Annotated in this window: 21 protein-coding genes; 10 read left to right on the top strand and 11 right to left on the bottom strand. The window is 67.8% G+C overall.

All coding sequences use genetic code 11. The annotated features are described in order from the left end of the window. The first annotated feature begins 586 nt into the window (after positions 1 to 586). Genes fumC through poxB form a run of 5 tightly spaced genes read left to right on the top strand, consistent with a single transcriptional unit; the run spans position 587 to position 6,987 of the window. On the top strand, positions 587 to 2,044 hold the full coding sequence (gene fumC, locus J2850_RS16920) for a class II fumarate hydratase (RefSeq protein WP_209983717.1): 1,458 nt from the start codon (positions 587 to 589) through the stop codon (positions 2,042 to 2,044). Next, entirely contained in the window at positions 2,044 to 3,324 is a 1,281-nt protein-coding gene (locus J2850_RS16915) for a threonine/serine exporter family protein (RefSeq protein ID WP_209983716.1), read from the top strand. Before fumC ends, J2850_RS16915 begins: the two co-directional genes overlap by 1 nt. Further along, entirely contained in the window at positions 3,321 to 3,719 is a 399-nt protein-coding gene (locus J2850_RS16910) for a cupin domain-containing protein (protein WP_209983715.1), read from the top strand. The genes J2850_RS16915 and J2850_RS16910 overlap by 4 nt, the downstream gene beginning before the upstream one ends. After that, the gene (gene mqo, locus J2850_RS16905; protein ID WP_246513148.1) at positions 3,716 to 5,212 is read left to right on the top strand and encodes a malate dehydrogenase (quinone); all 1,497 of its coding nucleotides are present in this window, start codon (positions 3,716 to 3,718) and stop codon (positions 5,210 to 5,212) included. The genes J2850_RS16910 and mqo overlap by 4 nt, the downstream gene beginning before the upstream one ends. A gap of 47 nt (positions 5,213 to 5,259) precedes the next feature. After that, a complete protein-coding gene (poxB, locus tag J2850_RS16900; RefSeq protein WP_209983713.1) occupies positions 5,260 to 6,987 on the top strand; it encodes a ubiquinone-dependent pyruvate dehydrogenase in 1,728 nt (575 codons plus the stop codon). A gap of 74 nt (positions 6,988 to 7,061) precedes the next feature. Here the strand turns inward: poxB and J2850_RS16895 are convergent, their stop codons facing one another. Then, positions 7,062 to 8,441 carry an FAD-containing oxidoreductase gene (locus J2850_RS16895; protein ID WP_209983712.1) on the bottom strand — a complete coding sequence of 460 codons (1,380 nt, stop codon included), beginning with the start codon at positions 8,439 to 8,441 and terminating at the stop codon, positions 7,062 to 7,064. A gap of 258 nt (positions 8,442 to 8,699) precedes the next feature. On the opposite strand from J2850_RS16895, the gene J2850_RS16890 reads away from it, so the two are divergent. The 3 genes from J2850_RS16890 to J2850_RS32105 all read left to right on the top strand — a co-directional run bounded on the left by J2850_RS16890 (position 8,700) and on the right by J2850_RS32105 (position 11,501). Then, positions 8,700 to 10,292, top strand: coding sequence for a sensor histidine kinase (locus J2850_RS16890; RefSeq protein ID WP_209983711.1), 1,593 nt, complete (start codon positions 8,700 to 8,702; stop codon positions 10,290 to 10,292). 5 nt (positions 10,293 to 10,297) lie between these two features. Then, complete coding sequence (locus tag J2850_RS16885; RefSeq protein ID WP_246513147.1) at positions 10,298 to 10,972, top strand: response regulator transcription factor; 675 nt, start codon at positions 10,298 to 10,300, stop codon at positions 10,970 to 10,972. A 121-nt stretch (positions 10,973 to 11,093) separates the two neighbouring features. Further along, positions 11,094 to 11,501: a response regulator transcription factor gene (locus tag J2850_RS32105; RefSeq protein WP_307354449.1), complete on the top strand. Its 408-nt coding sequence runs from the start codon at positions 11,094 to 11,096 to the stop codon at positions 11,499 to 11,501. A gap of 130 nt (positions 11,502 to 11,631) precedes the next feature. Here J2850_RS32105 and J2850_RS16875 read toward each other — a convergent pair whose 3' ends face one another. Together J2850_RS16875 and J2850_RS16870 are read right to left on the bottom strand one after the other, a co-directional pair. Further along, entirely contained in the window at positions 11,632 to 12,480 is an 849-nt protein-coding gene (locus J2850_RS16875) for an alpha/beta fold hydrolase (protein WP_246513146.1), read from the bottom strand. Between the two features lie 536 nt (positions 12,481 to 13,016). After that, positions 13,017 to 13,616, bottom strand: a complete 600-nt coding sequence (locus J2850_RS16870; protein ID WP_246513145.1) for a TetR/AcrR family transcriptional regulator — start codon at positions 13,614 to 13,616, stop codon at positions 13,017 to 13,019. Positions 13,617 to 13,826: 210 nt separating this feature from the next. Between J2850_RS16870 and J2850_RS16865 the strand changes: the two genes are divergently transcribed. After that, entirely contained in the window at positions 13,827 to 14,225 is a 399-nt protein-coding gene (locus J2850_RS16865) for a RidA family protein (protein ID WP_209983709.1), read from the top strand. A 101-nt stretch (positions 14,226 to 14,326) separates the two neighbouring features. Here J2850_RS16865 and J2850_RS16860 read toward each other — a convergent pair whose 3' ends face one another. Further along, positions 14,327 to 14,713 (bottom strand): ester cyclase, encoded by a 387-nt coding sequence (locus J2850_RS16860; RefSeq protein WP_209983707.1) that lies wholly within the window; start codon positions 14,711 to 14,713, stop codon positions 14,327 to 14,329. Between the two features lie 101 nt (positions 14,714 to 14,814). Next, the gene (locus J2850_RS16855) at positions 14,815 to 15,630 is read right to left on the bottom strand and encodes a crotonase/enoyl-CoA hydratase family protein (protein ID WP_209983705.1); all 816 of its coding nucleotides are present in this window, start codon (positions 15,628 to 15,630) and stop codon (positions 14,815 to 14,817) included. Between J2850_RS16855 and J2850_RS16850 the strand changes: the two genes are divergently transcribed. Next, positions 15,629 to 16,189: a TetR/AcrR family transcriptional regulator gene (locus tag J2850_RS16850; protein WP_209983702.1), complete on the top strand. Its 561-nt coding sequence runs from the start codon at positions 15,629 to 15,631 to the stop codon at positions 16,187 to 16,189. The genes J2850_RS16855 and J2850_RS16850 overlap by 2 nt on opposite strands. A 93-nt stretch (positions 16,190 to 16,282) precedes the next feature. Here J2850_RS16850 and J2850_RS16845 read toward each other — a convergent pair whose 3' ends face one another. The 6 genes from J2850_RS16845 to J2850_RS16820 are packed head-to-tail and all read right to left on the bottom strand — an operon-like array spanning position 16,283 to position 21,116. Continuing rightward, positions 16,283 to 17,011, bottom strand: coding sequence for an enoyl-CoA hydratase/isomerase family protein (locus J2850_RS16845; protein ID WP_209983700.1), 729 nt, complete (start codon positions 17,009 to 17,011; stop codon positions 16,283 to 16,285). Positions 17,012 to 17,015: 4 nt separating this feature from the next. Further along, positions 17,016 to 17,792 carry an enoyl-CoA hydratase-related protein gene (locus tag J2850_RS16840; protein WP_209983699.1) on the bottom strand — a complete coding sequence of 259 codons (777 nt, stop codon included), beginning with the start codon at positions 17,790 to 17,792 and terminating at the stop codon, positions 17,016 to 17,018. Next, the gene (locus J2850_RS16835) at positions 17,782 to 18,504 is read right to left on the bottom strand and encodes an ABC transporter ATP-binding protein (RefSeq protein WP_209983696.1); all 723 of its coding nucleotides are present in this window, start codon (positions 18,502 to 18,504) and stop codon (positions 17,782 to 17,784) included. The genes J2850_RS16840 and J2850_RS16835 overlap by 11 nt, the downstream gene beginning before the upstream one ends. After that, positions 18,491 to 19,207, bottom strand: a complete 717-nt coding sequence (locus J2850_RS16830) for an ABC transporter ATP-binding protein (protein ID WP_209983693.1) — start codon at positions 19,205 to 19,207, stop codon at positions 18,491 to 18,493. Before J2850_RS16830 ends, J2850_RS16835 begins: the two co-directional genes overlap by 14 nt. Next, positions 19,204 to 20,226: a branched-chain amino acid ABC transporter permease gene (locus tag J2850_RS16825; RefSeq protein WP_246513144.1), complete on the bottom strand. Its 1,023-nt coding sequence runs from the start codon at positions 20,224 to 20,226 to the stop codon at positions 19,204 to 19,206. Before J2850_RS16825 ends, J2850_RS16830 begins: the two co-directional genes overlap by 4 nt. Further along, the gene (locus J2850_RS16820; RefSeq protein WP_209983691.1) at positions 20,223 to 21,116 is read right to left on the bottom strand and encodes a branched-chain amino acid ABC transporter permease; all 894 of its coding nucleotides are present in this window, start codon (positions 21,114 to 21,116) and stop codon (positions 20,223 to 20,225) included. Before J2850_RS16820 ends, J2850_RS16825 begins: the two co-directional genes overlap by 4 nt. Positions 21,117 to 21,215 lie beyond the last annotated feature (99 nt).

Raw genomic sequence — 21,215 nt, 5'->3', positions numbered from 1 at the left:
GTTTCAGCTTTGTAATCGGATGCGAATATTTTTGCCGCCAGACCCTTTTTTCAACCTGGCGCCGCTATTGTGAGGCAGTTCAAAATAATTCCTGCGGATGACTCCTGGTTGTCGGGTTGAGTTGTCATGGTATGAATTTGCGCCCCCATTCTCTTCATCTTTGGCATCAGGGCCGGAAAAGCGCTGCTACCCTGCCCCTCGCATGTGGCGGGCGGATCGGTGTGGGCGCCGTCCCGATGGTCAGCGGAACGATGGCGCAGCCGCCGTCCGGTGGCCGGAGCGCACATGCCCCAGGCCGCGCCAGCCCTCAGGACTGAATCGTCCTGCCGGTCGAACCGCAGCCGGCGGGAGTGCGGGGACGGCTGGCGGCCGGCGTTCGCGAGCAAGAGGAGCTGAATATGTGCGGTGGCTTGTATGCGTCTGCTCGAAGGAACGCTAGCCATCTGTAGGTATAGTTGATGGGTGCGTCATCGAGTGTCAGATTGAATCCGATAAGACCGATGCAGTGCAACGTTCTTTTGATGCCGCTGAGCATGGGCATGACCGCAATGTACCGCTTCTCTTTGGAAACAAGGAGCCGACAGCGATGCCGCACGAGGCGACTACTCCAAATTTGCTGGATCTGCCGATTGGCCTCCCTGACAAAGGCATGCGACGGGAATTCGACAGCATGGGCACCGTCGATGTGCCTGCCGACCGGTATTGGGGCGCACAGACACAGCGTTCGCTCGAGCATTTCTCGATCGGCAGCGACCGCATGCCGAAAGCCGTCTATCATGCGTATGGCTATGTGAAGAAGGCGTGCGCGCTGGTGAACCAGGCGGCAGGACGCTTGCCGGCCTGGAAGGCGGACGCGATCCTGCGGGCAGCCGACGAGACCATCGACGGCGAATTGGACGGGCACTTCCCCCTCTTCGTCTGGCAGACCGGCTCCGGCACGCAGAGCAACATGAACGTCAACGAGGTCATCTCCAACCGGGCGATCCAGCTCCTCGGCGGCGTACCCGGCTCGCAGATGCCGGTCGGCCCGAACGATGACGTCAATATGGGCCAGTCCTCGAACGATACCTTTCCGACCGCCATGCACATCGCCGCCGTGGCGGCGATCGACGACCAAGTCATTCCGCAGGTCACGGCGCTCGTCGAAACCATCGAATGCAAGGCGGACGACTGGATGGACGTGGTCAAGATCGGCCGCACCCACCTGGAGGATGCGGTTCCACTCACCGTCGGCCAGGAATGGCACGGCTGGGCAGGCCAGATTCGCGACGCGCTCGCGGCGATCGAGGCCAGCCGGTCCGGCCTCTACCAGCTTGCGGTCGGCGGCACCGCGGTTGGAACCGGCCTCAACGCCCCAAAGGGTTTTGCGGCGGATGTCGCGGCGAAGATCGCGGAACTGACCGGCAGGCCCTTCGTCACGGCACCGAACAAGTTCACGGCCCAGGGGTCGCTCGACACCATGGTTCGTGCCCATGGCGCGCTGCGCGATCTCGCGGTGGCGCTGATGAAGATCGCCAACGACATGCGCTGGCTCGCCTCCGGGCCGCGCTGCGGTTTCGGCGAGCTGCTGCTGCCGAGCAACGAGCCGGGGTCGTCCATCATGCCCGGCAAGGTCAACCCGACCCAGTGCGAGGCGATGGTGATGATCTGCATCCAGGTGATGGGCAACGACAGCGCCGTTGCCTTCGCGGGAAGCCAGGGCAATTTCGAGCTGAATGCGATGCGCCCGGTCATCATCAGCAATTTCCTGCATTCGGCCCGCATCCTCGCCGACGGCTGTGAGAAGTTCCGCATCTTCTCGGTGGAAGGCACCGCTCTCAACCGCGACCGGATCGAGCAGTATGTCGAAGGCAGCGTCATGCTGGTCACCGCGCTGTCGCCGGTCATCGGCTACCAGAACGCGGCGCACATCGCCGAGACGGCGATCGCCGGCAATCTGACCCTCAGGCAGGCGGCGCTGGCCTCCGGGAAGGTCGATGAGGCGACGTTCGACAGGATCGTCAAGCCGATCGAGATGGTCGGCCATGGCCTCGCGGGTGCCTGATGGTCCCCCAGGCCGCCCCGGCGCATGACGTGGCGCATGTCACCCTGCGGCTCGGCCGGCTCATGCTGGTCAACGGGGCCGACACGGCCCATGTGCAGGACGCCGTTACAGCGTTCGCGGCGCGGCTCGGCCATCGGGTGCATCTGCTCGTCGGGCTGGAAGGGCTGCTCCTGACGATCGAGGATGGCGAGGGGTTCCACACGCGCCTCGGCCCGGCCATCACCGCCATCACCGTGAACATGGGTGCGCTGGCGGCACTGGACGGGATCCGGAACGGTGACATTCCGCTATCCTCCGACCTCTCCGGGATCGACCGGTCCCTCGATCGCGTGGAGCACGGCGGCAACCGCTTTCCGCCCTGGCTGGTGGCCGTCGCCATGGGCGTCACCGCCGCCTCGCTGGCGCGCCTCTTCGGGGCTCTCTGGGCGGTCGTCGGCGTGTCCTGCCTCGTCGGCGTCGCCACGCAGCTCGTGCGACAGCTTCTGGCGGCGGCCACCGTGAACCCGGTCGCGGCGGCGGGCCTTGCCGCATTCGCGGGCGGCCTCGTGGGCGCGCTCGCCATGAAGGCATTTCCGGACATTCCACCGACATTGTGCCTCGTCGTGGCCGGCATGATCCTGGTGCCCGGCGTCCCGCTCCTCAACGGCGTGCGCGACCTGTTGGGAAAACATGTCGGGACCGGCATCGGGCGTCTCATGCTGGGCGCCGTCACCGTATTGGCGATCACGGTCGGCCTGTTCCGCGCCGCCGGCCTCGCGGGCGACACGCTGCCGGTCGGCGGCACCTTACCCCTGCTTCCTTCGGCCGAGGACGTCCTGTTCGCCGGTCTGGCGGGAGGCGGCTATGCGCTGCTGTTCAATGTGCCGGCCCGCGCCGCCTGGATCTGCGTGATCTGCGGCATGGCCGGCCACGGCTTGAGGACGGTGGCCGAGCATCTCGGCCTCGCGCTCGGTGCCGCCAGCCTTCTTGGGGCTTTCGCTGCTGCCCTGGTTGCCCGCAAGCTGGCGGGCAGGCTGCATGCCCCCGCCGTCACCTTCGCCTTTCCAGGCGTCGTGGCGATGATCCCCGGTTCCTACGCGTTCCGCGCCGGGATCGGCGGCCTGTCGATCATGGCCAGCGGCGGTGCGGCGCCGTCGGCACTGGTCGGGGAAACGATCGGTCTCGCCGTGACGGCCGTGGTGGTGACGGCGTCCATCGCCATCGGCCTCTGCCTTGCGCTTGCCGCGCCGCGTCCCGGCGGCGTCGCTCCATCCACCGCTTCCAAGGGAGCCTCACGATGATACGCTGCGTTCGCATGTGGACCGGCGAGGACGGAAACTCGCTGTTCGAGGAGGGCTGGATCGACCTTGCGGAGGGCATGCGCGGCGACGCCGTCGGCAAGGCCGTTCCGGCCGCCGAGATCTCTTTCCAGGAGACGCGGTCCGGTGGCTCCTATGGCTGGCACCAGGACCCGGTGCCGCGCTTCGTGATCACCCTGTCGGGCACGCTCGAGTTCGAGATGAAGTCCGGCGCGACCTTCACGATCAGGCCCGGCGACATTCTGCTCGCACAGGACAACAGCGGCACCGGGCACACATGGCGCCTGATCGGCAACGAGCCCTGGCGCCGCGCCTATGTCGTCTACCGCGACGGCGCTGCGCTGCCCTTCGTGCCGGCAAAGGAGCTGCGCGCATGACCGCGGATGTCTCGAAATCCGCCGACGTAGTGCTGATCGGCGCCGGCATCATGAGCGCGACGCTCGGCACGATCCTCAAGGAGCTCGAACCGTCGCTGGACGTCGTGATGCTCGAGACGCTGCACGACTGCGGCCAGGAAAGCTCGCAGGCATGGAACAACGCCGGCACCGGCCATGCGGCCAACTGCGAGCTGAACTACACGCCGCAGCGTGCCGACGGCACGATCGACATCGCGAAGGCACTGGAAGTCAACACGGAGTTCGACCTCTCGCGCCAGCTCTGGTCACATCTCGTCGCCAAGGGGGCGATTCCGGATCCGCGGGCCTTCCTTCATCCCTGCCCGCACATGAGCTTCGTCTGGGGCGACGAGAATGTCGACTTCCTGCGGCGGCGCTACCGTGAGATGGCCGCTCATCACTGCTACCATGGCATGGAGTTCAGTGACGACCATCGGCGGATCGCCGACTGGGCGCCTCTGGTCATGGAGGGGCGCGACGCCGGCCAGACGGTCGCGGCGACGCGGATCGTGAGCGGGGCGGATGTCGACTACGGTGCGCTCACCCATCTGCTGGTGGCGCAGCTCCGCGCGCAGGCCGGCTTCGCGGTCCACTACAAGCACCGTGTGGTCGATCTGGCGCGCGACGGGGGCGGCCGCTGGCTCGTGACCGTCGAGGAGGTCGCGACCGGCGAACGCAAGGCCATCTCCGCACGCTTCGTCTTCGCCGGGGCCGGCGGTGGCGCGCTCGCCATCCTGCAAAAGTCCGGCATCCCGGAAGGGCACGGCTACGGCGGGTTCCCGGTCAGCGGCATCTGGCTGCGCTGCGACGTGGATACGGTCAGCGCACGGCATCACGCCAAGGTCTACGGCAAGGCCGCGCACGGCTCGCCGCCGATGTCGGTCCCCCATCTCGACACCCGCATCGTCGGGGGCAAGCGTTCGCTGCTGTTCGGCCCCTACGCCGGGTTCTCCAGCAAGTTTCTGAAACACGGCTCCTATTCCGACCTCTTCCGCTCGATCGAGCCGGGGAACATCCTTCCCATGCTGGCGGTCGCCCGCGACAACTGGCAGCTCAGCGAATACCTGATCGGCCAGGTGCTTCAGACGGCCGAGCACCAGTTCGCCGCACTCCAGGCATTCTTCCCCCGTGCACAGCGCGAGGATTGGCAGCAGGCCGTCGCCGGCCAGCGCGTCCAGATCATCAAGCCGGACCAGCAGCACGCCGGCGTCCTCGAATTCGGCACCGAGCTGGTGGCGAGTGCCGACAAATCCTTCGTTGCGCTGTTGGGTGCCTCGCCGGGTGCCTCGACGGCCGCCTTCATCGCCATCGAGGTGCTGGAGAGGTGTTTCGCCGACCGGCTGACGCCGGACGGATGGCTGGAAGGATTGAAAACGATGATTCCAACCTACGGAATCGATCTCAAGCAGGACGCAGCCGCCTGCCGCGCCATCCGCGCTAGCACCGCCGGAACCCTCAAGCTCGACTTCGTCTGACCTTGGGCCTTGCCACGCCAGCAGGCCAATTCCGGGAGCATCCGATCATGACGCAGAAGGTCGCCGACCTGATCACGGACATTCTCCAAGCGACCGGCGTGCGCCGCATCTACGGCGTCGTCGGCGACAGTCTGAACGGGCTGACGGACTCGCTCCGCCGCAAGCGCAGCATCGACTGGGTGCACGTCCGCCACGAGGAGGTCGCTGCCTTCGCCGCGGGCGCGGAGGCCGCCCTGACCGGCGGGCTGGCCGTCTGCGCCGGTTCCTGCGGACCGGGCAACCTCCATCTCATCAACGGTCTCTATGATTGCCACCGGACTCGCGTGCCGGTGCTGGCCATCGCCGCGCAGATCCCGTCGGCCGAGATCGGCCGCAACTATTTCCAGGAGACGAAGCCGGAGGAACTCTTCCGCGGCTGCAGCGACTTCTGCGAACTGGTCTCGCATCCCTCGCAGCTTCCGGGGGTCCTGGAGGCGGCGATCCGCAGCGCCATCGGACGGCGGAGCGTTTCCGTCATCGTCATTCCGGGAGACATCGCGCTGGAGGATTTCGAGGCGCCCTTCTCCGCCCCGGCCGCGCTGGCGATCCGCCAGCCGGTCACGGCTCCCGCCCCCGACGAACTCGATGCGCTCGCCGACCTCCTCAACGGCGGGAGCCGCATCACGCTGTTCTGCGGCCGCGGCTGCCAGGGCGCGCATGACCCGCTGATCAAGCTTGCGGAGACGCTGAAGGCGCCCATCGTCCATGCGCTCGGCGGCAAGGAGCATGTCGAGTGGGACAACCCCTTCGACGTCGGGCTCACCGGCATGCTGGGCTTCTCCTCGGGCTACCGGGCGATGAAGGAGTGCGACACGCTGCTGATGCTCGGCACGGACTTCCCGTATCGGCAGTTCTATCCGACCGGCGCCAAGATCGCGCAGGTCGACCTGCGCGCCGAGAATCTCGGGCATCGCACGCCGCTCGACCTTGCGCTGGTCGGCGACGTGAACGCGACCATCCAGGCGCTGTTGCCTCGGCTGACCGCGAAAACCGACGACAGCCATCTCGCCGGCAGCCTCGTCAACTACCGCGCGGCGCGCGAGGGGCTCGACGATCTCGCCACCGGCAAGCCGGGGCACAAGCCGATCCATCCGCAATACCTCACCCGGCTGCTCAGCGAGCACGCAACGGACGACGCCGTGTTCACCTTCGACGTCGGCACGCCGACGGTATGGGCGGCACGCTATCTCAAGATGAACGGCCGGCGCCGGATGATCGGCTCGCTGTCGCACGGGTCGATGGCCAACGCGATGCCGCAGGCGATCGGCGCCCAGGCGGCGTTTCCCGGTCGGCAGATCATCAGCCTGTCCGGCGACGGCGGCTTCTCGATGCTGATGGGGGACTTCCTGACCCTCAACCAGCAGAAGCTCCCGGTCAAGGTGGTGATCTACAACAACGGCAGTCTCGGGTTCGTCGCGCTGGAGATGAAGGGGGCGGGGTTCCTGGAAACCGGCACAGATCTTCAGAACCCCGACTTCGCCGCCATGGCGCGGGCCGCCGGCGTCCATGCGGTCCGCGTCGAGGATCCGGGCGAACTCGACGCCGCGATCCGCGAGGTTCTCGACCATCCCGGGCCGGCCCTGCTGGACGTGGTCACGGCGGCCCAGGAACTGGCGCTGCCGCCGACCATCGAGGCATCCCAGGTCAAGGGCTTCGGCCTGTGGGCCCTGCAGGCCGTGATGAACGGCCGGGGCGACGAACTGATCGACCTCGCCCGCACCAACCTTCTGCGCTGACGCCCCGCGGGCAGTCGGCGGCGCGGTGTCGCCACGCGGTCGGGGGAGGGGATTGCCAGCACTCCTCCCCCGCCTCACGCCAGCGGCTTCAGTTCCCACAGCAGGGTCGGGATCAGCTCGGCCACCGTCGGGTGGATGTGGACGGCGCGCTGCAGCGTGGTGTAGGGCGCCTTGGCGTACATCATGTCCAGCACGCTGTGGATCGCCTCGTCGCCGTCCGGGCCGAGGATCGCGGCACCCAGGATCTCCTGGCTGTCGGCATCGACGACGATCTTCATGAAGCCCTGGGCCTCGCCCTTTTCCACCGCCCGGCCGACGCGGGTCATCGGGCGCATGCCGACGAGAGACCGTCTGCCGGAGCGGCGCACCGCGTCGTCGGTCATGCCGACGCGGGCGAGCGGCGGGTCGGTGTAGAGCGCATAGGCCGGGATGCGGTCGTCGACGCTGCGCGGTTCATCGTCGAGCAGATTGGCGGCGATGATCTCGAAATCGTTGTAGGCGGTATGGGTGAAGGCGCCGCGGCCGTTGCAATCGCCCATCGCCCAGATGCCGGGCGTGCTCGTGCGCAGGCGATCGTCGACTGCGATGTAGCCGCGGGCATCGGTGGAGACGCCGGCCCGCTCCAGCCCGAGGTCGTCGGTGTTGGGCCGGCGCCCGACCGCCAGCAGCACATGGCTGCCGACCAGTTGCGGCGCGCCCGAGGTGCAGTCGACACCCACGGCGATGCCGTCGGGATGGCGGGCAAAGCGGATGCATTCGGCCGACAGGCGAAGGGCGATCCCCTCCTTCTCCAGGATCTCCCGCACGCCGTCCGAGACGTCGGGGTCTTCCCGGGGGATCAGGCGCGCGCCTTTCTCGACGATGGTGACTTCGGCGCCGAAGCGGCGGTACATCTGGGCGAACTCCAGCCCGATGTAGCTGCCGCCCACCACCACGAGGTGGCGCGGGACATGGTCCAACTCCAGGATGCCACCGCTGGTCATCACCTCCACATCGGCGAGGCCCGGCAGGTCGGGGACGGCGGCGCGGCCGCCGACATTGAGGAAAATCCGCTTGGCGGTCAGCAATTCGTCGCCGACCCGTACGCTGTCGGGGGATTCGAAGCGGGCGTGTCCCTGGATCACGCGGCAGCCGGGCATGCCGCGCAGCCAGCGTTCGATGTTGCCGCGCGACCGGCCGGACACGGCGTCCTTGCGCTCCTTCACACGCGCCATGTCGATGCCGACGGGACCGTCCAGCACCACGCCGTATTCGGCGGCGCGCCGGGCCATGTGGGCGACGCGGGCACTGGCGACCAGCGTCTTGGTCGGCGTGCAGCCGGTGTTGACGCAGGTGCCGCCGAACAGCTTGCGCTCCACGATCGTGACGGTCATGCCGGCGGCGGTCAGGCGCTGCGCGAGGGCGGGACCGGCTTGACCGGCTCCTATGATGATGGCGTCGGTCGAGGCGGCCATGGGCTGGGCTCCTGATGCCGGATGGATTGGCTGGTCGCGGGCGGAATCGGGCGGATTTGGGGGCGGGCTTGACGCCGCCGGGATCAACAGCGCCGAGGGTAGCAAGGAGGCCGTGCGTTCCTCAATCAAACCAAGGTATGTCTGGCTTAGCGGAGCATCCGATCTTTCAATCGGGCGTCGGATTGTTCAAGAACCGCTCCGGGCCGACGCATAGCATGTCCGTAAAGTGGAGCATCTTGCAGAGTTCGGAGCGTGGGAATGGTGGCAGGCTTTGGCCAGGCGCAGGCGGCCCGGCGGAAGAGCGAGCGTCGGCTCGGGCTGCTGGCGCTGCCGCTCGCCCTGCTGGTCTTCGTCGTCGACACCTTCACCGACATCGAAAGCGCCATCGCCGTCCTCTACGTGCTGGTCCTGCTGCTCGCGGCCAACGCGCTGCCGCGGGCCGGGATCCTTCTGGCGGGTGGGGGGTGCGCCCTCCTGGCCGTGCTGTCCTTCCTTGCGTCGCACTGGACCGGCATGGATCTGTCCTCGATCCTGCGGTGCGGTGTTTCGCTGGCGGCGATCGCCATCACCAGCGTGCTGCTGCGCCGCGACCACGAGGCCCGCGCGTTGCTGGTGAGCGCCTATGGCGCCCTTTCCCGCAGCGAGAAGCGCTACCGCACGATGTTCGAGCAGGCGCGCGTTTCCCTGTGGGAGCAGGATTACACCGGCGTCAAGCAGGCGCTGGACGAGTTGCGGGCGGGGGGCGTGACGGATTTCCTTGCCCATGCCCAGGCAAACCCCGGCCTCGCCCGCGCGATGGCGGCGCATATCGTCACCACCAACGTGAACGAGGCGACGGTGGAACTGCTGGGCGCCTCCGACCGGACCGAGGTGCTGGGGCCGGTCGACCGTTTCCTGCCGGTCGGCGACACGGCCCTGCTCCAGGTGCTGCATGCCCTGTTCGAGGGTCGGGACCGCTTCGAGGGTCGGGCTGAGCTGACGGGCCTCGACGGCCGTCCGCTGGCCGTGCTGCTGGGCATCAGTTTCCCCGACGACGGCCTCGGCTTCGATCAGGTGGTGGTCGGCGTCGTCGACATCACCCAGCGGGAGCGCACGCAGGAGGCGCTGCTGGCGGCGCAGGCCGAACTGGCCCGGGCCGCTCGGGCCGCCACCATGGGCGCCCTGTCGGCCTCCATCGCCCACGAGCTGAACCAGCCGCTGGGCGCCATCGTCCTCAATGCCCAGACGTGCCTGCGCTGGCTGCGCCGCGACCCGCCCGATCTCGAAGCCGCCGAGAAGACTGTCGAGCGCATGGTCCGCGACGGCAAGCGCGCCGGCGAGATCGTGCAGCGGACACGGAGCGTGCTGGTGAAGGAGGCCGCGCGGGACGAACTGATAGAGCTGCCGCAGCTCGTGGAGGAGGTGATCCTGTTGCTGGAGCGCGAGCTGTCGGCCTCGTCGGCCACCCTGATCACCGACTTCGCTGCCGACCTGCCCCCGGTGAAGGCGTACCGCGTCGGGCTGCAGCAGGTGCTGATCAACCTGTTCACCAACGGGATGCACGCCATGGCCGCCACGGCGCCCGCGGCGCGCGAGCTGACCGTCACCATCGACAGGCCCGGACCGGGCAAGGTGCGGGTGGCTGTCGGCGATCGCGGGACGGGCATCGACGACCAGGATCGTGGCCGGCTCTTCGATCCCTTCTTCACCACCAAGCCCGACGGCATGGGAATGGGGCTTGCCATCTGCCGGTCGACCATCGAATCCTTCGGGGGAGCGTTGACCGCAAGGAACCTGGACGAGGCCGGCGGTGCCGCAGGTGGTGGGGCGATTTTCGAATTCACATTGCCAGCCGCAGCAAAGGGGGACTGACCGTCATGCCGATATCCGCCGCGACAGCCGAATGCCCGACACCGGCATCCGCCATGGCCGGGAAGGCCGACGACCCGCTGGTGCTCGTCGTCGATGATGACGAGGGCATGCGCGAAGCGTTGATCGACCTCCTGCGGAGCGTGGGAATCGAAAGCCGCGGTTTCGGTTCCGCCGCCGAATTGACGGTCGCCGACCTGCCCGACCGCCCGGGCTGCCTGGTGCTCGACGTCCGCCTACCCGGACTGGGCGGGCTGGAGTTCCAGGATCGCCTTGCCGCCCTTGGCATCACGCTGCCCGTGGTCTTCATGACGGGCTATGCCGACGTCCCGATGACGGTCCGCGCCATGAAGGCGGGTGCCATGGATTTCCTGGTCAAACCCTTCCGCGAGCAGGATATGCTCGATGCCGTGGCGACCGCGCTCGACCGCGACCGTGCGCATCGGCGCGACCGCGCCACGGCTGCCGGCGCCGAGACCCTTGCCGCCACGCTCACGCCGCGCGAACGCGAGGTGATGGTCGAGGTGGTGAGGGGACGGATGAACAAGCAGATCGCCGGGGACCTCGGGATCAGCGAGGTCACGGTCAAGCTTCATCGCGGCAAGGTGATGCGGAAGATGCAGGTGAGGACGCTCGCCGACCTCGTGCGCAAGGCCGAACTTCTGGCGGAGGGACCGGAATAGGGCGGCGTCCAGGCTGGATGTCCGGCTAGACGTTGGTGTGGTAGTTCCTTTCGCGCGGTTCCCGATAGGATCAGTCCGGCGCCATGGTCGGGCGCCATCATCCGGTCGAGGCAACGCCACCGTGTCCCACATCCCCGTCACAAGGGCGCCTCCGGCGCCGCTCATCGCTATCGTCGACGACGACCAGGCGATCCGCGAAGCGCTCGACGACCTGCTGCAGTCCGCCGGTTTCCGTTGCCTGCCTTTCGCTTCGGCCGAGGATTTCCTCGCCCATGCCGATCTGGGCGGGATCGCCTGCATCGTCCTGGACGTCCAGATGCCCGGCCTGTCCGGCCTCGACCTGCTGGACTGCCTGAATCTGGCGGGCGGCCACCCGCCCATCGTCTTCATGACGTCCTACGCCGACGAAGCGACCCGGTCGCGGGCGCTGGCGGCCGGCGCGCGCGCGGTCCTCGGCAAGCCCGTCGACGGCTATATCCTTCTCGACTCCCTCGCCGCTTCCCTCACCGCCGTGGCTGGTCACGGCTGATCACGCAGAGGAAGCGCCACGTCCTTCATGCTGCCGCCGGTCCGGCGGCTTCCTGAAGGCCATGCGGAATAGCGGCGAGTTGAAGCCCGAGGGGCTCCGGCCGCCGGCCGGAGCCCCTCGGAACGCAGCGTCAGCTATTGAAGAACGCAAGCAGGTCGGCGTTGATGACGTCGGAATGGGTGGTCGCCATGCCGTGCGGGAAGCCCTTGTAGACTTTCAGCGTCGCGTTGGGCAGCAGCTTGGAGGAGAGCAGCGCGGAATCGGCGATCGGCACGATCTGGTCGTCGTCGCCGTGCATGACCAGCACCGGAACGGCGATCTTCTTCAGGTCGTCGGTGAAGTCGGTTTCCGAGAACGCCTTGATGCAGTCGTACTGCGCCTTCGAGCCGCCCATCATGCCCTGGCGCCACCAATTGTCGATGATGCCCTGGGATACCTTGGCGCCGTCATGGTTGAAGCCGTAGAAGGGGCCGGCCGGGACGTCCTTGTAGAACTGGGCGCGGTTCGTGGCGACCTGCGTGCGGAAGCCGTCGAACACCTCGATCGGCAGCCCGCCGGGATTGGCGGCCGTCTTGACCATGATCGGCGGAACGGCACCAAGCAGCGCCGCCTTGGAGGCCCTCGACGTCCCGTGGCGGCCGAGATAGCGGGCGACCTCGCCGCCGCCGGTGGAATGGCCGACATGCATAACGTCCTTCAGGCCGAGCGTGGTGACCACGGCAAGGACGTCGTCGGCATAGGTGTCCATCTCGTTGCCGGTGGCGGTGGAGGTGGAACGGCCGTGTCCCCGGCGGTCATGGGCGACGACCCGGAAACCGTGGTCGAGGAAGAACAGCATCTGTGCATCCCAGTCGTCGGCCGAGAGCGGCCAGCCGTGATGGAACATGATGGTCCGGGCATCCTTCGGTCCCCAGTCCTTGTAGTAGATCGACACGCCGTCCTTGGTCTTCACGAATCCATCGTCGGTCTTGGTCGTCATGTCTCTTTTCCCTTCGCGTTTGTGGGCCGGTGATCCAGCGCCGTTGGCCGTGCGTTCCGCGGCGGCTGCACCGGATGCCGCAACCGCCACCATGGCGCCCGCCGTCCCGGCAAGCATGGTGCGGCGGGATACGCCCAGGGTCGGCCGGATCGCGGGAGTGGAGGCAGGGGAGGGCATCGTCATGATCCTCTTCAAGTCTGGCATCGGAAGAGGCCTCCGGATCCGATGGTCGCACCTCGGACCCGATGGTCTTGGACACCGGATGGCCGGCTGCGGACGCACAGGGCGGGCATGCCCGGTCGGTTCGCGCAGGCAGCGAAAACCTACCGCATTTGCCGGCCAACCAAAGCTATCCCTAGGTATTAGGGTTCCGGCCGAAGGCCGTCGATCATGAGGGAACAGTAATCTACAGGGTCGCCTGAGGCGAAGAGGAGCCTCCAGAGGGCTTCGGTCCGGCTTCCGGGCCTGTTTACTTTATCGTAGGCTTCCGGCCTCCCAGGCCGAGAGGCGCCTCCATTCCATGGCGGATGCGGGCATCAAGCCGGCGGCGCCAGCAGCCCTCCGGCCAAGGCACGAAACGCCTCGACCGCCTTGGCAAGGACGTCCTGCGGATGGTCGCTGGCCGCCACCCATAGCGCGGCGTTCAGCGCCGCCCCGTTGAGAAGCCGGGCGGCCGCCTCGCCATCGACGGGCCTGACGACGCCTTGTGCGATCAAGTCCCCCACCTTTTGCTGGGTCGTCTGCAGGCAACTGTTCTGGCTGGGCCACCGCGACGGATCGCCCAGGAACGCCGGCCCGTCGAGAAGAACGATGCGTTGAACCTCGGGCTCCAACGCCATCTCGATGTAGGCGATGCCCTCCGCCAGCAGCCCTTCCCAATCATTCTCGGCCTGATTGCCGATCATGCGCGCCCGGGACGCCATCTCCGCGTCGATCTGCTCGACCACCGCCTGCAGCAGCCCTCGCTTGTCACCGAAATTGTGATAGAGCGCTCCACGCGTCAGCCCGGCCTCGGCCGTCAATTCGTCCATCGAGGCGGCCGCATAGCCCTTTTCGGCAAAGGCCCTGCGCGCGGACGCGATCAGCTTGGCGCGGGTTTCCTCCATCATCTCCGAGCGCCGCTTGCCAGCCATCATCGCCACTCCTTCCTTCGAACATACGCATCGCATGTGAGTTGACATACGATGCGTATGCGTGCTTCACTCCACATACGAGGCGTATATCAATACGCGCCCGAACTGTGAAGCTGAAAGCGGGCGGCGCGCCATGGCGCCGACGACAGCAATCGACGGCGTCGGATGGCTCCGTCACCGACCAGCCGCAATTTCGCAACGAAGGAGAGGGTAATGGCGAAACGCGAGGCCATCGTGCCGGAAAGCCGGCATGCACTTTATGAAAAGCACCGTTATTCGGCGGCAATTCGCTCTGGCGACCTGCTGTTCGTCTCGGGTCAGGTCGGCAGCCGTGCCGACGGATCCCCGGAGCCCGTCTTCGAGCGGCAGGTTCAGTTGGCGTTTGAAAACCTGGTGACCGTGCTCAAGGCCGCCGGCTGCACCCTCGACGACGTGATCGACGTCACCACCTTCCACACCGATCCGGCCAACCAGTTCGAGACCATCATGGCCGTGCGCGACAAGGTCATCGGCGGTCCGCCCTATCCGAACTGGACCGCCGTCGGGGTGAATTGGCTGGCGGGCTTCGATTTCGAAATCAAGGTCATCGCCCGCCTTCCCGATGCCACCTGAATGGCAGCCGGCGGCGATGCCGGCTGCGCCATCCCGAGGACATCCGTTACCACCGCGGCCCGAACGGCGTCCGGGGCCGTGTGGGGACGTTCGCCGGGACCTCAGATCTGAGATGCCACGGCGGACTTGTCGATGATCGACCAGACGGTCTTGATGCGATCGCCGAAGAACTCGTAGAAGACATTCTCGGCAAACCGGACCCTCCTGCCGTTGACGGGCATGCCGAACAGCATGCCCGTCGGCGTGCAGTCGAACGCCAGGCGGCTCGCGATGCGGGGCGGTTCGCAAACCAGCAGATCGATGTTGAATGCAAGGTCGGGGATGGCGCGGCAATCCGCTTCGAGCATCTCACAATATCCGGCCAACCCTATGCGGCTGCCGTTGTAGTGAACGCCCTCATCGACAAATTTGCCCAGGTTTGGCCAATCCCGGGCGTTCAGGCAGGAAATGTATCCATGGTAGATGGCTGAAAGGTTGCTCTCGGTCATGACACCGCTCCCGGCTTCGTGGCGACCTCAACCATACGACACGGCACGAGGTGCAACCTACAAGCATGGGAATGGACGATCGGACCACACGGCATAGACGGTCAGGCTCGGCGTTCCGGCGTGGCGGACCAGAGGCCGGGGTAGTGGGGATCGCGCCTGGACACCCACGCGTCGAGACCTTCGCGCAGGTCGGCGGTCGGCGCTATGCGGGCAAATTGCTCCGCTTCCACCAGCAGTCCTTCGGCGATGGGCAAATTGATGCCGCGCGTCACCGCCGTGAGGATGGTGGCGATCGCGAGCGGCGAATGGACGAAAATGCGGTCCAGCAAGGTCCGCGCCGCCGGCAGCAGATCCTCGTGGGGAGCGATCGCATTGACGAGGCCCAGTTCCAGTGCCCGGACGGCCGGGAAGGCCTCGCCGGTGAGCAGCAACTGCATGGCCCGCTTGCGTCCGGCCAACCGCGGCAGGCGCTGGGTGCCGCCGAACGTAGGGGGCATTCCGAGGCGGATCTCGGGCTTGGCGAAGACCGCACGGTCGCTGGCGATGGCGAGTGGAGCGGCTTCCGTCACCTCGCAGCCGCCGCCGTAGGCGAGGCCGTTGACCGCGGCCACGATGGGCTTGCGGAATGCCTCGATGCGGGCGGTGAGCCGCTGGCCGCGCGCCACGAAGTCGCGGAGCGCCGTTTCCGGGCTTTCCGCCACGGACTGCGAGAATTCGGGAATGTCGCCGCCGGCGGAGAAGGCGCGCCCGGCTCCGGTGAGGATCACCCCGCGCACCCGGTGATCGCTCTCGATCTCGTCGAGGCGGAGGAGCAGGGCGTCGATGGTTTCGTAATTGAGGGCGTTCAGCTTCTCCGGGCGGTTGAGGGTCAGCGTCGCGACCGCTCCGTCGATCTCCTTCAGGACACACTCCGACATGGCCGCCTCCAAGCTCTTCTATTCGGAGGGGATCGGGCGCGTCAGCGTCGATGCGGTCGCCGAGAAGGCCGGCATCACCAAGCGCACGCTCTACTATCACTTCGAGAGTAAGGACGAACTCGTCGCGGCCTACCTGGAGGCGCGCGACCAGCCCAACCTGAAGCTGATGGCAGGCTGGTTCGCCGCCGCGGAGGGCGGGGCGGCGGAGAAGGTCTCGGCCATCTTTGCCGGTCTTGCCCGGAGCGCGCGCCATCCGAAATGGAAGGGCTGCGGTTTCCTGCGGACGACCGCAGAACTCGCCGCCATGCCGGGCCACCCGGCGGTGAGGATCGGCGCGCGTCACAAGAGCGCCTTCGCCTCATGGCTTGCGGGCGAAATGGACCAGGCCGGCTTCGAGACCCCGCAAGCCCTCGCGCGTCAGATCCTGCTCCTGCTCGACGGCGCCTTTTCCGCGTCGCTGGTGCATCGCGATGCAAGTTGGTTCGAGGACGCCGGTCGAGCCGCCCACGCCCTGGTGAGCGGTCATCCGCGCAAACCCGAGAACCGGCAGGGGGCTTGACCGCGGCCGCCGCAGGCTTGCATCGGCCCGGTGCGTTCGCAGGCGGGCGGCGGAGGGTTCGGCATTCGGCGCCGGACCCTTCGCCAGGTTCCGTCAGCCGCCCGGAGCCGCCGCCTCGCTCATTGCCTGTCCCATGACGGCCGAGGCGAAGTCGCGCTCCAGGTCGTAGGCGGTCCAGAGATCCAGCTCGTCCTCGCGGTTGAGGGTGGCCTTGATCCCGGCGCGCATCTTTCCTTTCAGCGTGCCCGCCAGTTCATGGGCGACCTCGACCGCCCGATCCAACACGCCCTCCGGACCGGGTCCCAGTTCCTGGACGAGGCCGATCTGGTGGGCGCGCGTCCCGCTCATCGAATTGCCGGTGAGCGCAAGCATGCGGGCCTCGCCCTTGGCAAGCACCTCGCGCACGATGCGGTAGCCGCCGAAGGCGTCGACCTTGACCTCGGGCAGTCCAAGCTTGGCATCCGCCGTGGCCAGGCGCAGGTCGCAGGCGCAGGCCAGCATGAACCCGCTGCCGACCGCCGCCCCGTGAAGGGCGGCGATGGCGAGCACCGGGCTGTCGTGGACGGCCCGCAACGCATCGCGCACGGCGGCCGTCCCCGCCAGGGTCTGGTCCGGCGTCAGGGAGGCGAACTCCCGGAAGTCGTTGCCGCCGCAGAAATGCCGGTGCGGAAGCCCGGTGAACACCATGGCCGCGATGCCGTCGCGTTCCAGCCCCTCGATCAGCGGCGGCAGGTCCCGCCAGCGATCGAAGCGGACGGCGTTCACCGGTGGATTGTCGAGCCGGACAATGGCGATGTCCGCGTCGCGTTCGACCCTGAACATCGCGTCACCCCCGGTCGGCATAGGCTGGGCGCCGCTTCTCAAGGAACGCCAGCGCGCCCTCCTTGGCCTCCGGCGTGCGGCGGACGGCGGCGGTCAGGGTGCATTCGAATTCGTACCCTTCCTTGAGGTTCATCATCTCGGTCCTGTTCAGCCCCTGCTTGGCGAGCCGGATTGCCGGCGGGCTCTTCTCGGCGATTTCCTCGGCCAGCCGCATCGCGGTCGGCATGAGCTCGTCGGGGCTGACCACCTGGTCGACGAGATTGGCGCGCAGCGCCTCCTGGGCCTTGATGCGGCGTCCGGTGTACATCATCAGCCGCGTCATGCCCTGTCCGGCCAGCCGCATGACGTGGCGCGAGCCGCCGAGCACGCCGACGTCGATCTCCGGCAAGGCGAACACCGCGCGCTCCGATGCGATCCTGACGTCGCACAGCGTCGACAGCACGATGCCGGTGCCGACCGCGGCGCCGTTGATCGAGCCGATGATCGGGATGCCGCAGTCGTACATGGCGTTGAAGGTCAGGCGGACATGGGCCAGATATTCGGTCGCCTGGTCGAAATCGAGGTCGACGAAGTCGTTGACGTCGTTGCCGCCGCAAAAGACCTTGCCGGCACCGGTGAAGACCGCCACGCGCATCGACGAATCCTCGTGCAGGCGATGGAAGGTGCGGCGGAGCTCGTCATAGACCTCCAGGCTGACGGCGTTTGCCGACGGCCGGTCGAGCGTGACGACGGCAAGCCCGCGATCGACTTCCACTTTGACGAAACGGTTCTCAAACGACATGTCGGTGCCTCCGTGTTTTTCCGAGATAGCTGTCCGCGACGGCCCCGCCGGCCAAAAGGTCGCCGGCGGGGCCGTCGGCGACGCAGGTCCCTGTCTCCAGCACCACCGCGTGGCGGGCTATGGCCTGGGCGAGGATGAGATTTTGTTCGACCAGCAGGACGCCGACGCCCGTGGCCGCGATCCGGTTGACGGTTTCGGCGATCAGCGCGACCGCCTTGGGGGCGAGGCCCTGGCTCGGCTCGTCCAGGAGCAGCAGGCGGGGGCGCGACATCAGCGCCCGCGCCAGCGCCAGCATCTGCTGCTCGCCGCCGGACAGCAGCCCGGCGCGCTGGTTCTGGCGTTGGGCCAGGATGGGGAACATGGCGAACACCGCGTCGAAGCCGGTGCGGCCGGGTTCCCCGTGAACATAGGCGCCGAGCCTGAGATTCTCCCGCACCGTCATGTCGGGAAAGACCTGCCGGCCTTCCGGCACCAGGGCGATGCCGGCCCGGACCCGTTCCGCCGGGCTGAGCCTCGTTATGTCGGCGCCGTCGAGGACGATGCCGCCGGCCCGTGCCGGGATCAGGCCGGAGATCACGCGGCAGAGCGTCGTCTTGCCCGCGCCGTTCGCCCCGAGCATGACCGTCGGCAGGTCGCGCTCAACCGTGAAGCTGACGGCGTGGAGAACCTCCAGGCGGCCATATCCGGCGCTCAGTCCGTCAATCCGCAGCATCGGCCTGCCTCCTGCCCAGATAGACGTCGATGACTTCCTGCCGGTCCTGGCATTCGGCCGGCGTTCCGACGAAGAGCACGGCGCCGCGGTCGAGAACGGCGACACGGTCCGACATCTCCATCAGGAAGCGGACGTTGTGCTCGACCAGCAGGACGGTGATGCCCCCGGCGTGCCAGCGCCGCACCAGGGCGCCGAGCCGCTCGACCTCCTCCTCGGCCAAGCCGACCGCCGGTTCGTCCAGCAGCAGCAGCCTGGGCTTCAGGGCCAGGGCCAGCGCGATGCCCAGATGGCGGAGCGTCGCATAGGGCAAGTCCCCGGCGACGCGGTCGAGGACCGGAGCCAGCCCGCAGGCGTCGACCAGCTCCTCGATGCAGGCCGGATCCGGGGAGGAAACGGCGGCGATGCGCAGGTTCTCCCGTACCGTCAGGCCGAGGAACGCCCTCGTCTGCTGGAAGGTGCGGACGATGCCGCGCGACACCGCGCTTGCGATCGGCCAGGGGCCGCCGGCTTCCGCCCCGAAGGTGATCGAGCCGGCGGTCGGCTTGACCAAGCCCGAGACGACGTTGATCAGCGTCGTCTTCCCGGCGCCGTTCGGGCCGATCAGGCCGAAGATGACGCCTTCCGGGATGTCGAGGGTGACGCCCGCCAGGGCGACGACGCCGCCGAAGCGTGCTTCCACGCCGTTGATGCGAAGCAGGCTCATGGCGTGGCCTCCCGGCGGAGGCGCGCGGGGTCGGGCGCCGGCTTGGACTTTCCGCGGAACCGCCGGACCGCCGCCGAGATCAGGCTGGCGATGCCCTTCGGTGCGAAGATCACGCAGACCAGCAGCAGCACACCATAGGCCAGCAGGCTGTAGGTCGACGCGACGCGCAGCGCCTCGGGCAGGGCCGTCAGCAGAATGGCGCCGACGACGGGTCCCCACAGCGTCCCCATGCCGCCGACCACCACCAGCGCCACCAGTTGGAAGCCGGTGCCGAGCACGGTGAAGCTCTCCGGGGCGATGAAGCTGGAGATGGCGGCGAACAGCGCCCCCGCCAGACCTGCGAAGGTCGCGCTGAAGGCGAAGGCCGACAGGCGCGCCGCCGCGACGCGGATGCCGAGCGCCCGCGCCAGCGTGATGTCCTCGCGGACCGCCAGGCAGGCCGCGCCGAGCTTGGAGCGGACGAACAGCGAGGCGGCGACGAAGGTCACCCACAACAGCGCGAGCGCCAGCAGCGCGGCATAGGCCACCGGCGACACCGGCAGCCATGCCGGCTGTTCCGGCCCCGGGATGCCGACGAAGCCGCCGACACCGCCGGTGACCTGGTCGAAGACCAGGAAGAGCTGGTGCCCGACGAGCCCGATGCCGAGGGTCAGTACCGCGAAGTAGAGGCCCCGCGTCCGGAACGAGAGCAGGGCGACCAAGGCGCCGGCCGCTCCGGTGGCCAGGCCTGCCACGGGCAGGGCCGCCCAGAAGGGCAGTCCATGCCGCGCCGTCAGCACGGCACAGATGTAGGCCCCGAGCCCGTAGAGCGCCCCATGCGCCAGCGACAGGTAGCCCGTGTAGCCGAGCAGCACGTCGAAGGAAACGGCGAGCACGGCGAAGATGGCGCCGATGGTGACGACGTAGAGATAATAGTCGTTGAGTTGGAGCGATACGGCGCAGGCCGCGACGAGCATGGCGGAGGCGGCGGCGACCGTGCGGATGAAGCCATGGCGGGAGGAGGCGAGGGGGTCCATCATCGTTCCACCTGCGCGCGTCCGAAGAGCCCCTGCGGCCTGATCAGCAGGACCGCGACCAGGATCACGAAGGTGCCGATGTCCTGGAACTGGCTGGCGCCGTAGCCGGCGACCATCACTTCGACCATCCCGAGCACGAGCCCTCCGGCGATCGCCCCCGGCAGGCTGCCGATGCCGCCGATGACCAGGACGACGAACGCCTTCAGGACCGGCGTCACTCCCATCGACGGGTAGATGGGGAAGGTGGCCCCGAGCAGGGCGCCGGCGACGGCCCCCAGGGCGGCGCCGATGCCGAAGGTGGCGAGCCGGACCTGCGTCATGCTGATGCCCATCAGCAGGGCGGCATCCCGGTTCTGCGACGTCGCCCGGATCGCCAGACCCAGGCGAGACCGGTGCAGCACCAGCCACACCGCGATCCAGGCGGCGGTCAGCGTCCCGATGACGGTGAGCTGAAGGGCGGTGATGGTGAAATACGGGGTCTGGATCACGCCGGTCATGGGCGCGGGGATCGTCCGCGCCTCGGTCCCCCAAATGATCGTGGCGACCTGCTGCAGGATGATCGATCCGGCCAGCGCGGAGATCATCATGCTCAGGCCCGAACCCTGGGCCGCACTGTGTCCGGGGGCCGAGCCGATCGGCTGGAAGACGACCCGATCGACGATCCAGCCGATCCCCGTCACCAGGACCACGGCGGCCGCCATGGCAAGCCAGAAGTTCAGTCCCGACGCCACCAGCGCGTAGGTGATGAAGGCGCCCAGCATGTAGAATTCGCCGTGCGCGAAGTTGGGGATGAGAAGCACCCCGAAGATCAGCGTCAGCCCCATCGCCACGAGGGCGTAGGTGCTGCCGAGGGCCAGCCCGTTGGCCAGTTGCTGTGGCAGGAGCTCAAGCATCTTGGCTCGCCTCCGAACGGTTTGAATTTTTGAAGGTCGCGGAACGCGGGCGGTCGCGTCGCGACGGCGATCCCCGGGAGGTGCCCGGGGAAGGGCGCC

It is taken from the genome of Azospirillum picis (genome assembly GCF_017876115.1).
Classification (GTDB): domain Bacteria; phylum Pseudomonadota; class Alphaproteobacteria; order Azospirillales; family Azospirillaceae; genus Azospirillum; species Azospirillum picis.
This window is presented reverse-complemented; position numbering and strand designations above follow the sequence as displayed.

Excerpts from the sequence above, each read along its gene's own strand:
- J2850_RS16825 (WP_246513144.1), bottom strand. The coding sequence starts at position 20,226 with ATGATGGACCCCCTCGCCTCCTCCCGCCATGGCTTCATCCGCACGGTC.
- J2850_RS16855 (WP_209983705.1), bottom strand. The coding sequence starts at position 15,630 with ATGTCGGAGTGTGTCCTGAAGGAGATCGACGGAGCGGTCGCGACGCTG.
- J2850_RS16865 (WP_209983709.1), top strand. The coding sequence starts at position 13,827 with ATGGCGAAACGCGAGGCCATCGTGCCGGAAAGCCGGCATGCACTTTAT.
- J2850_RS16835 (WP_209983696.1), bottom strand. The coding sequence starts at position 18,504 with ATGCTGCGGATTGACGGACTGAGCGCCGGATATGGCCGCCTGGAGGTT.
- fumC (WP_209983717.1), top strand. The coding sequence starts at position 587 with ATGCCGCACGAGGCGACTACTCCAAATTTGCTGGATCTGCCGATTGGC.
- J2850_RS16885 (WP_246513147.1), top strand. The coding sequence starts at position 10,298 with ATGCCGATATCCGCCGCGACAGCCGAATGCCCGACACCGGCATCCGCC.
- J2850_RS16840 (WP_209983699.1), bottom strand. The coding sequence starts at position 17,792 with ATGTCGTTTGAGAACCGTTTCGTCAAAGTGGAAGTCGATCGCGGGCTT.
- J2850_RS16910 (WP_209983715.1), top strand. The coding sequence starts at position 3,321 with ATGATACGCTGCGTTCGCATGTGGACCGGCGAGGACGGAAACTCGCTG.
- J2850_RS16915 (WP_209983716.1), top strand. The coding sequence starts at position 2,044 with ATGGTCCCCCAGGCCGCCCCGGCGCATGACGTGGCGCATGTCACCCTG.
- J2850_RS16860 (WP_209983707.1), bottom strand. The coding sequence starts at position 14,713 with ATGACCGAGAGCAACCTTTCAGCCATCTACCATGGATACATTTCCTGC.
- J2850_RS16875 (WP_246513146.1), bottom strand. The coding sequence starts at position 12,480 with ATGACGACCAAGACCGACGATGGATTCGTGAAGACCAAGGACGGCGTG.
- J2850_RS16850 (WP_209983702.1), top strand. The coding sequence starts at position 15,629 with ATGGCCGCCTCCAAGCTCTTCTATTCGGAGGGGATCGGGCGCGTCAGC.
- mqo (WP_246513148.1), top strand. The coding sequence starts at position 3,716 with ATGACCGCGGATGTCTCGAAATCCGCCGACGTAGTGCTGATCGGCGCC.
- J2850_RS16870 (WP_246513145.1), bottom strand. The coding sequence starts at position 13,616 with ATGATGGCTGGCAAGCGGCGCTCGGAGATGATGGAGGAAACCCGCGCC.
- poxB (WP_209983713.1), top strand. The coding sequence starts at position 5,260 with ATGACGCAGAAGGTCGCCGACCTGATCACGGACATTCTCCAAGCGACC.
- J2850_RS16845 (WP_209983700.1), bottom strand. The coding sequence starts at position 17,011 with ATGTTCAGGGTCGAACGCGACGCGGACATCGCCATTGTCCGGCTCGAC.
- J2850_RS16820 (WP_209983691.1), bottom strand. The coding sequence starts at position 21,116 with ATGCTTGAGCTCCTGCCACAGCAACTGGCCAACGGGCTGGCCCTCGGC.
- J2850_RS16830 (WP_209983693.1), bottom strand. The coding sequence starts at position 19,207 with ATGAGCCTGCTTCGCATCAACGGCGTGGAAGCACGCTTCGGCGGCGTC.
- J2850_RS16890 (WP_209983711.1), top strand. The coding sequence starts at position 8,700 with ATGGTGGCAGGCTTTGGCCAGGCGCAGGCGGCCCGGCGGAAGAGCGAG.
- J2850_RS16895 (WP_209983712.1), bottom strand. The coding sequence starts at position 8,441 with ATGGCCGCCTCGACCGACGCCATCATCATAGGAGCCGGTCAAGCCGGT.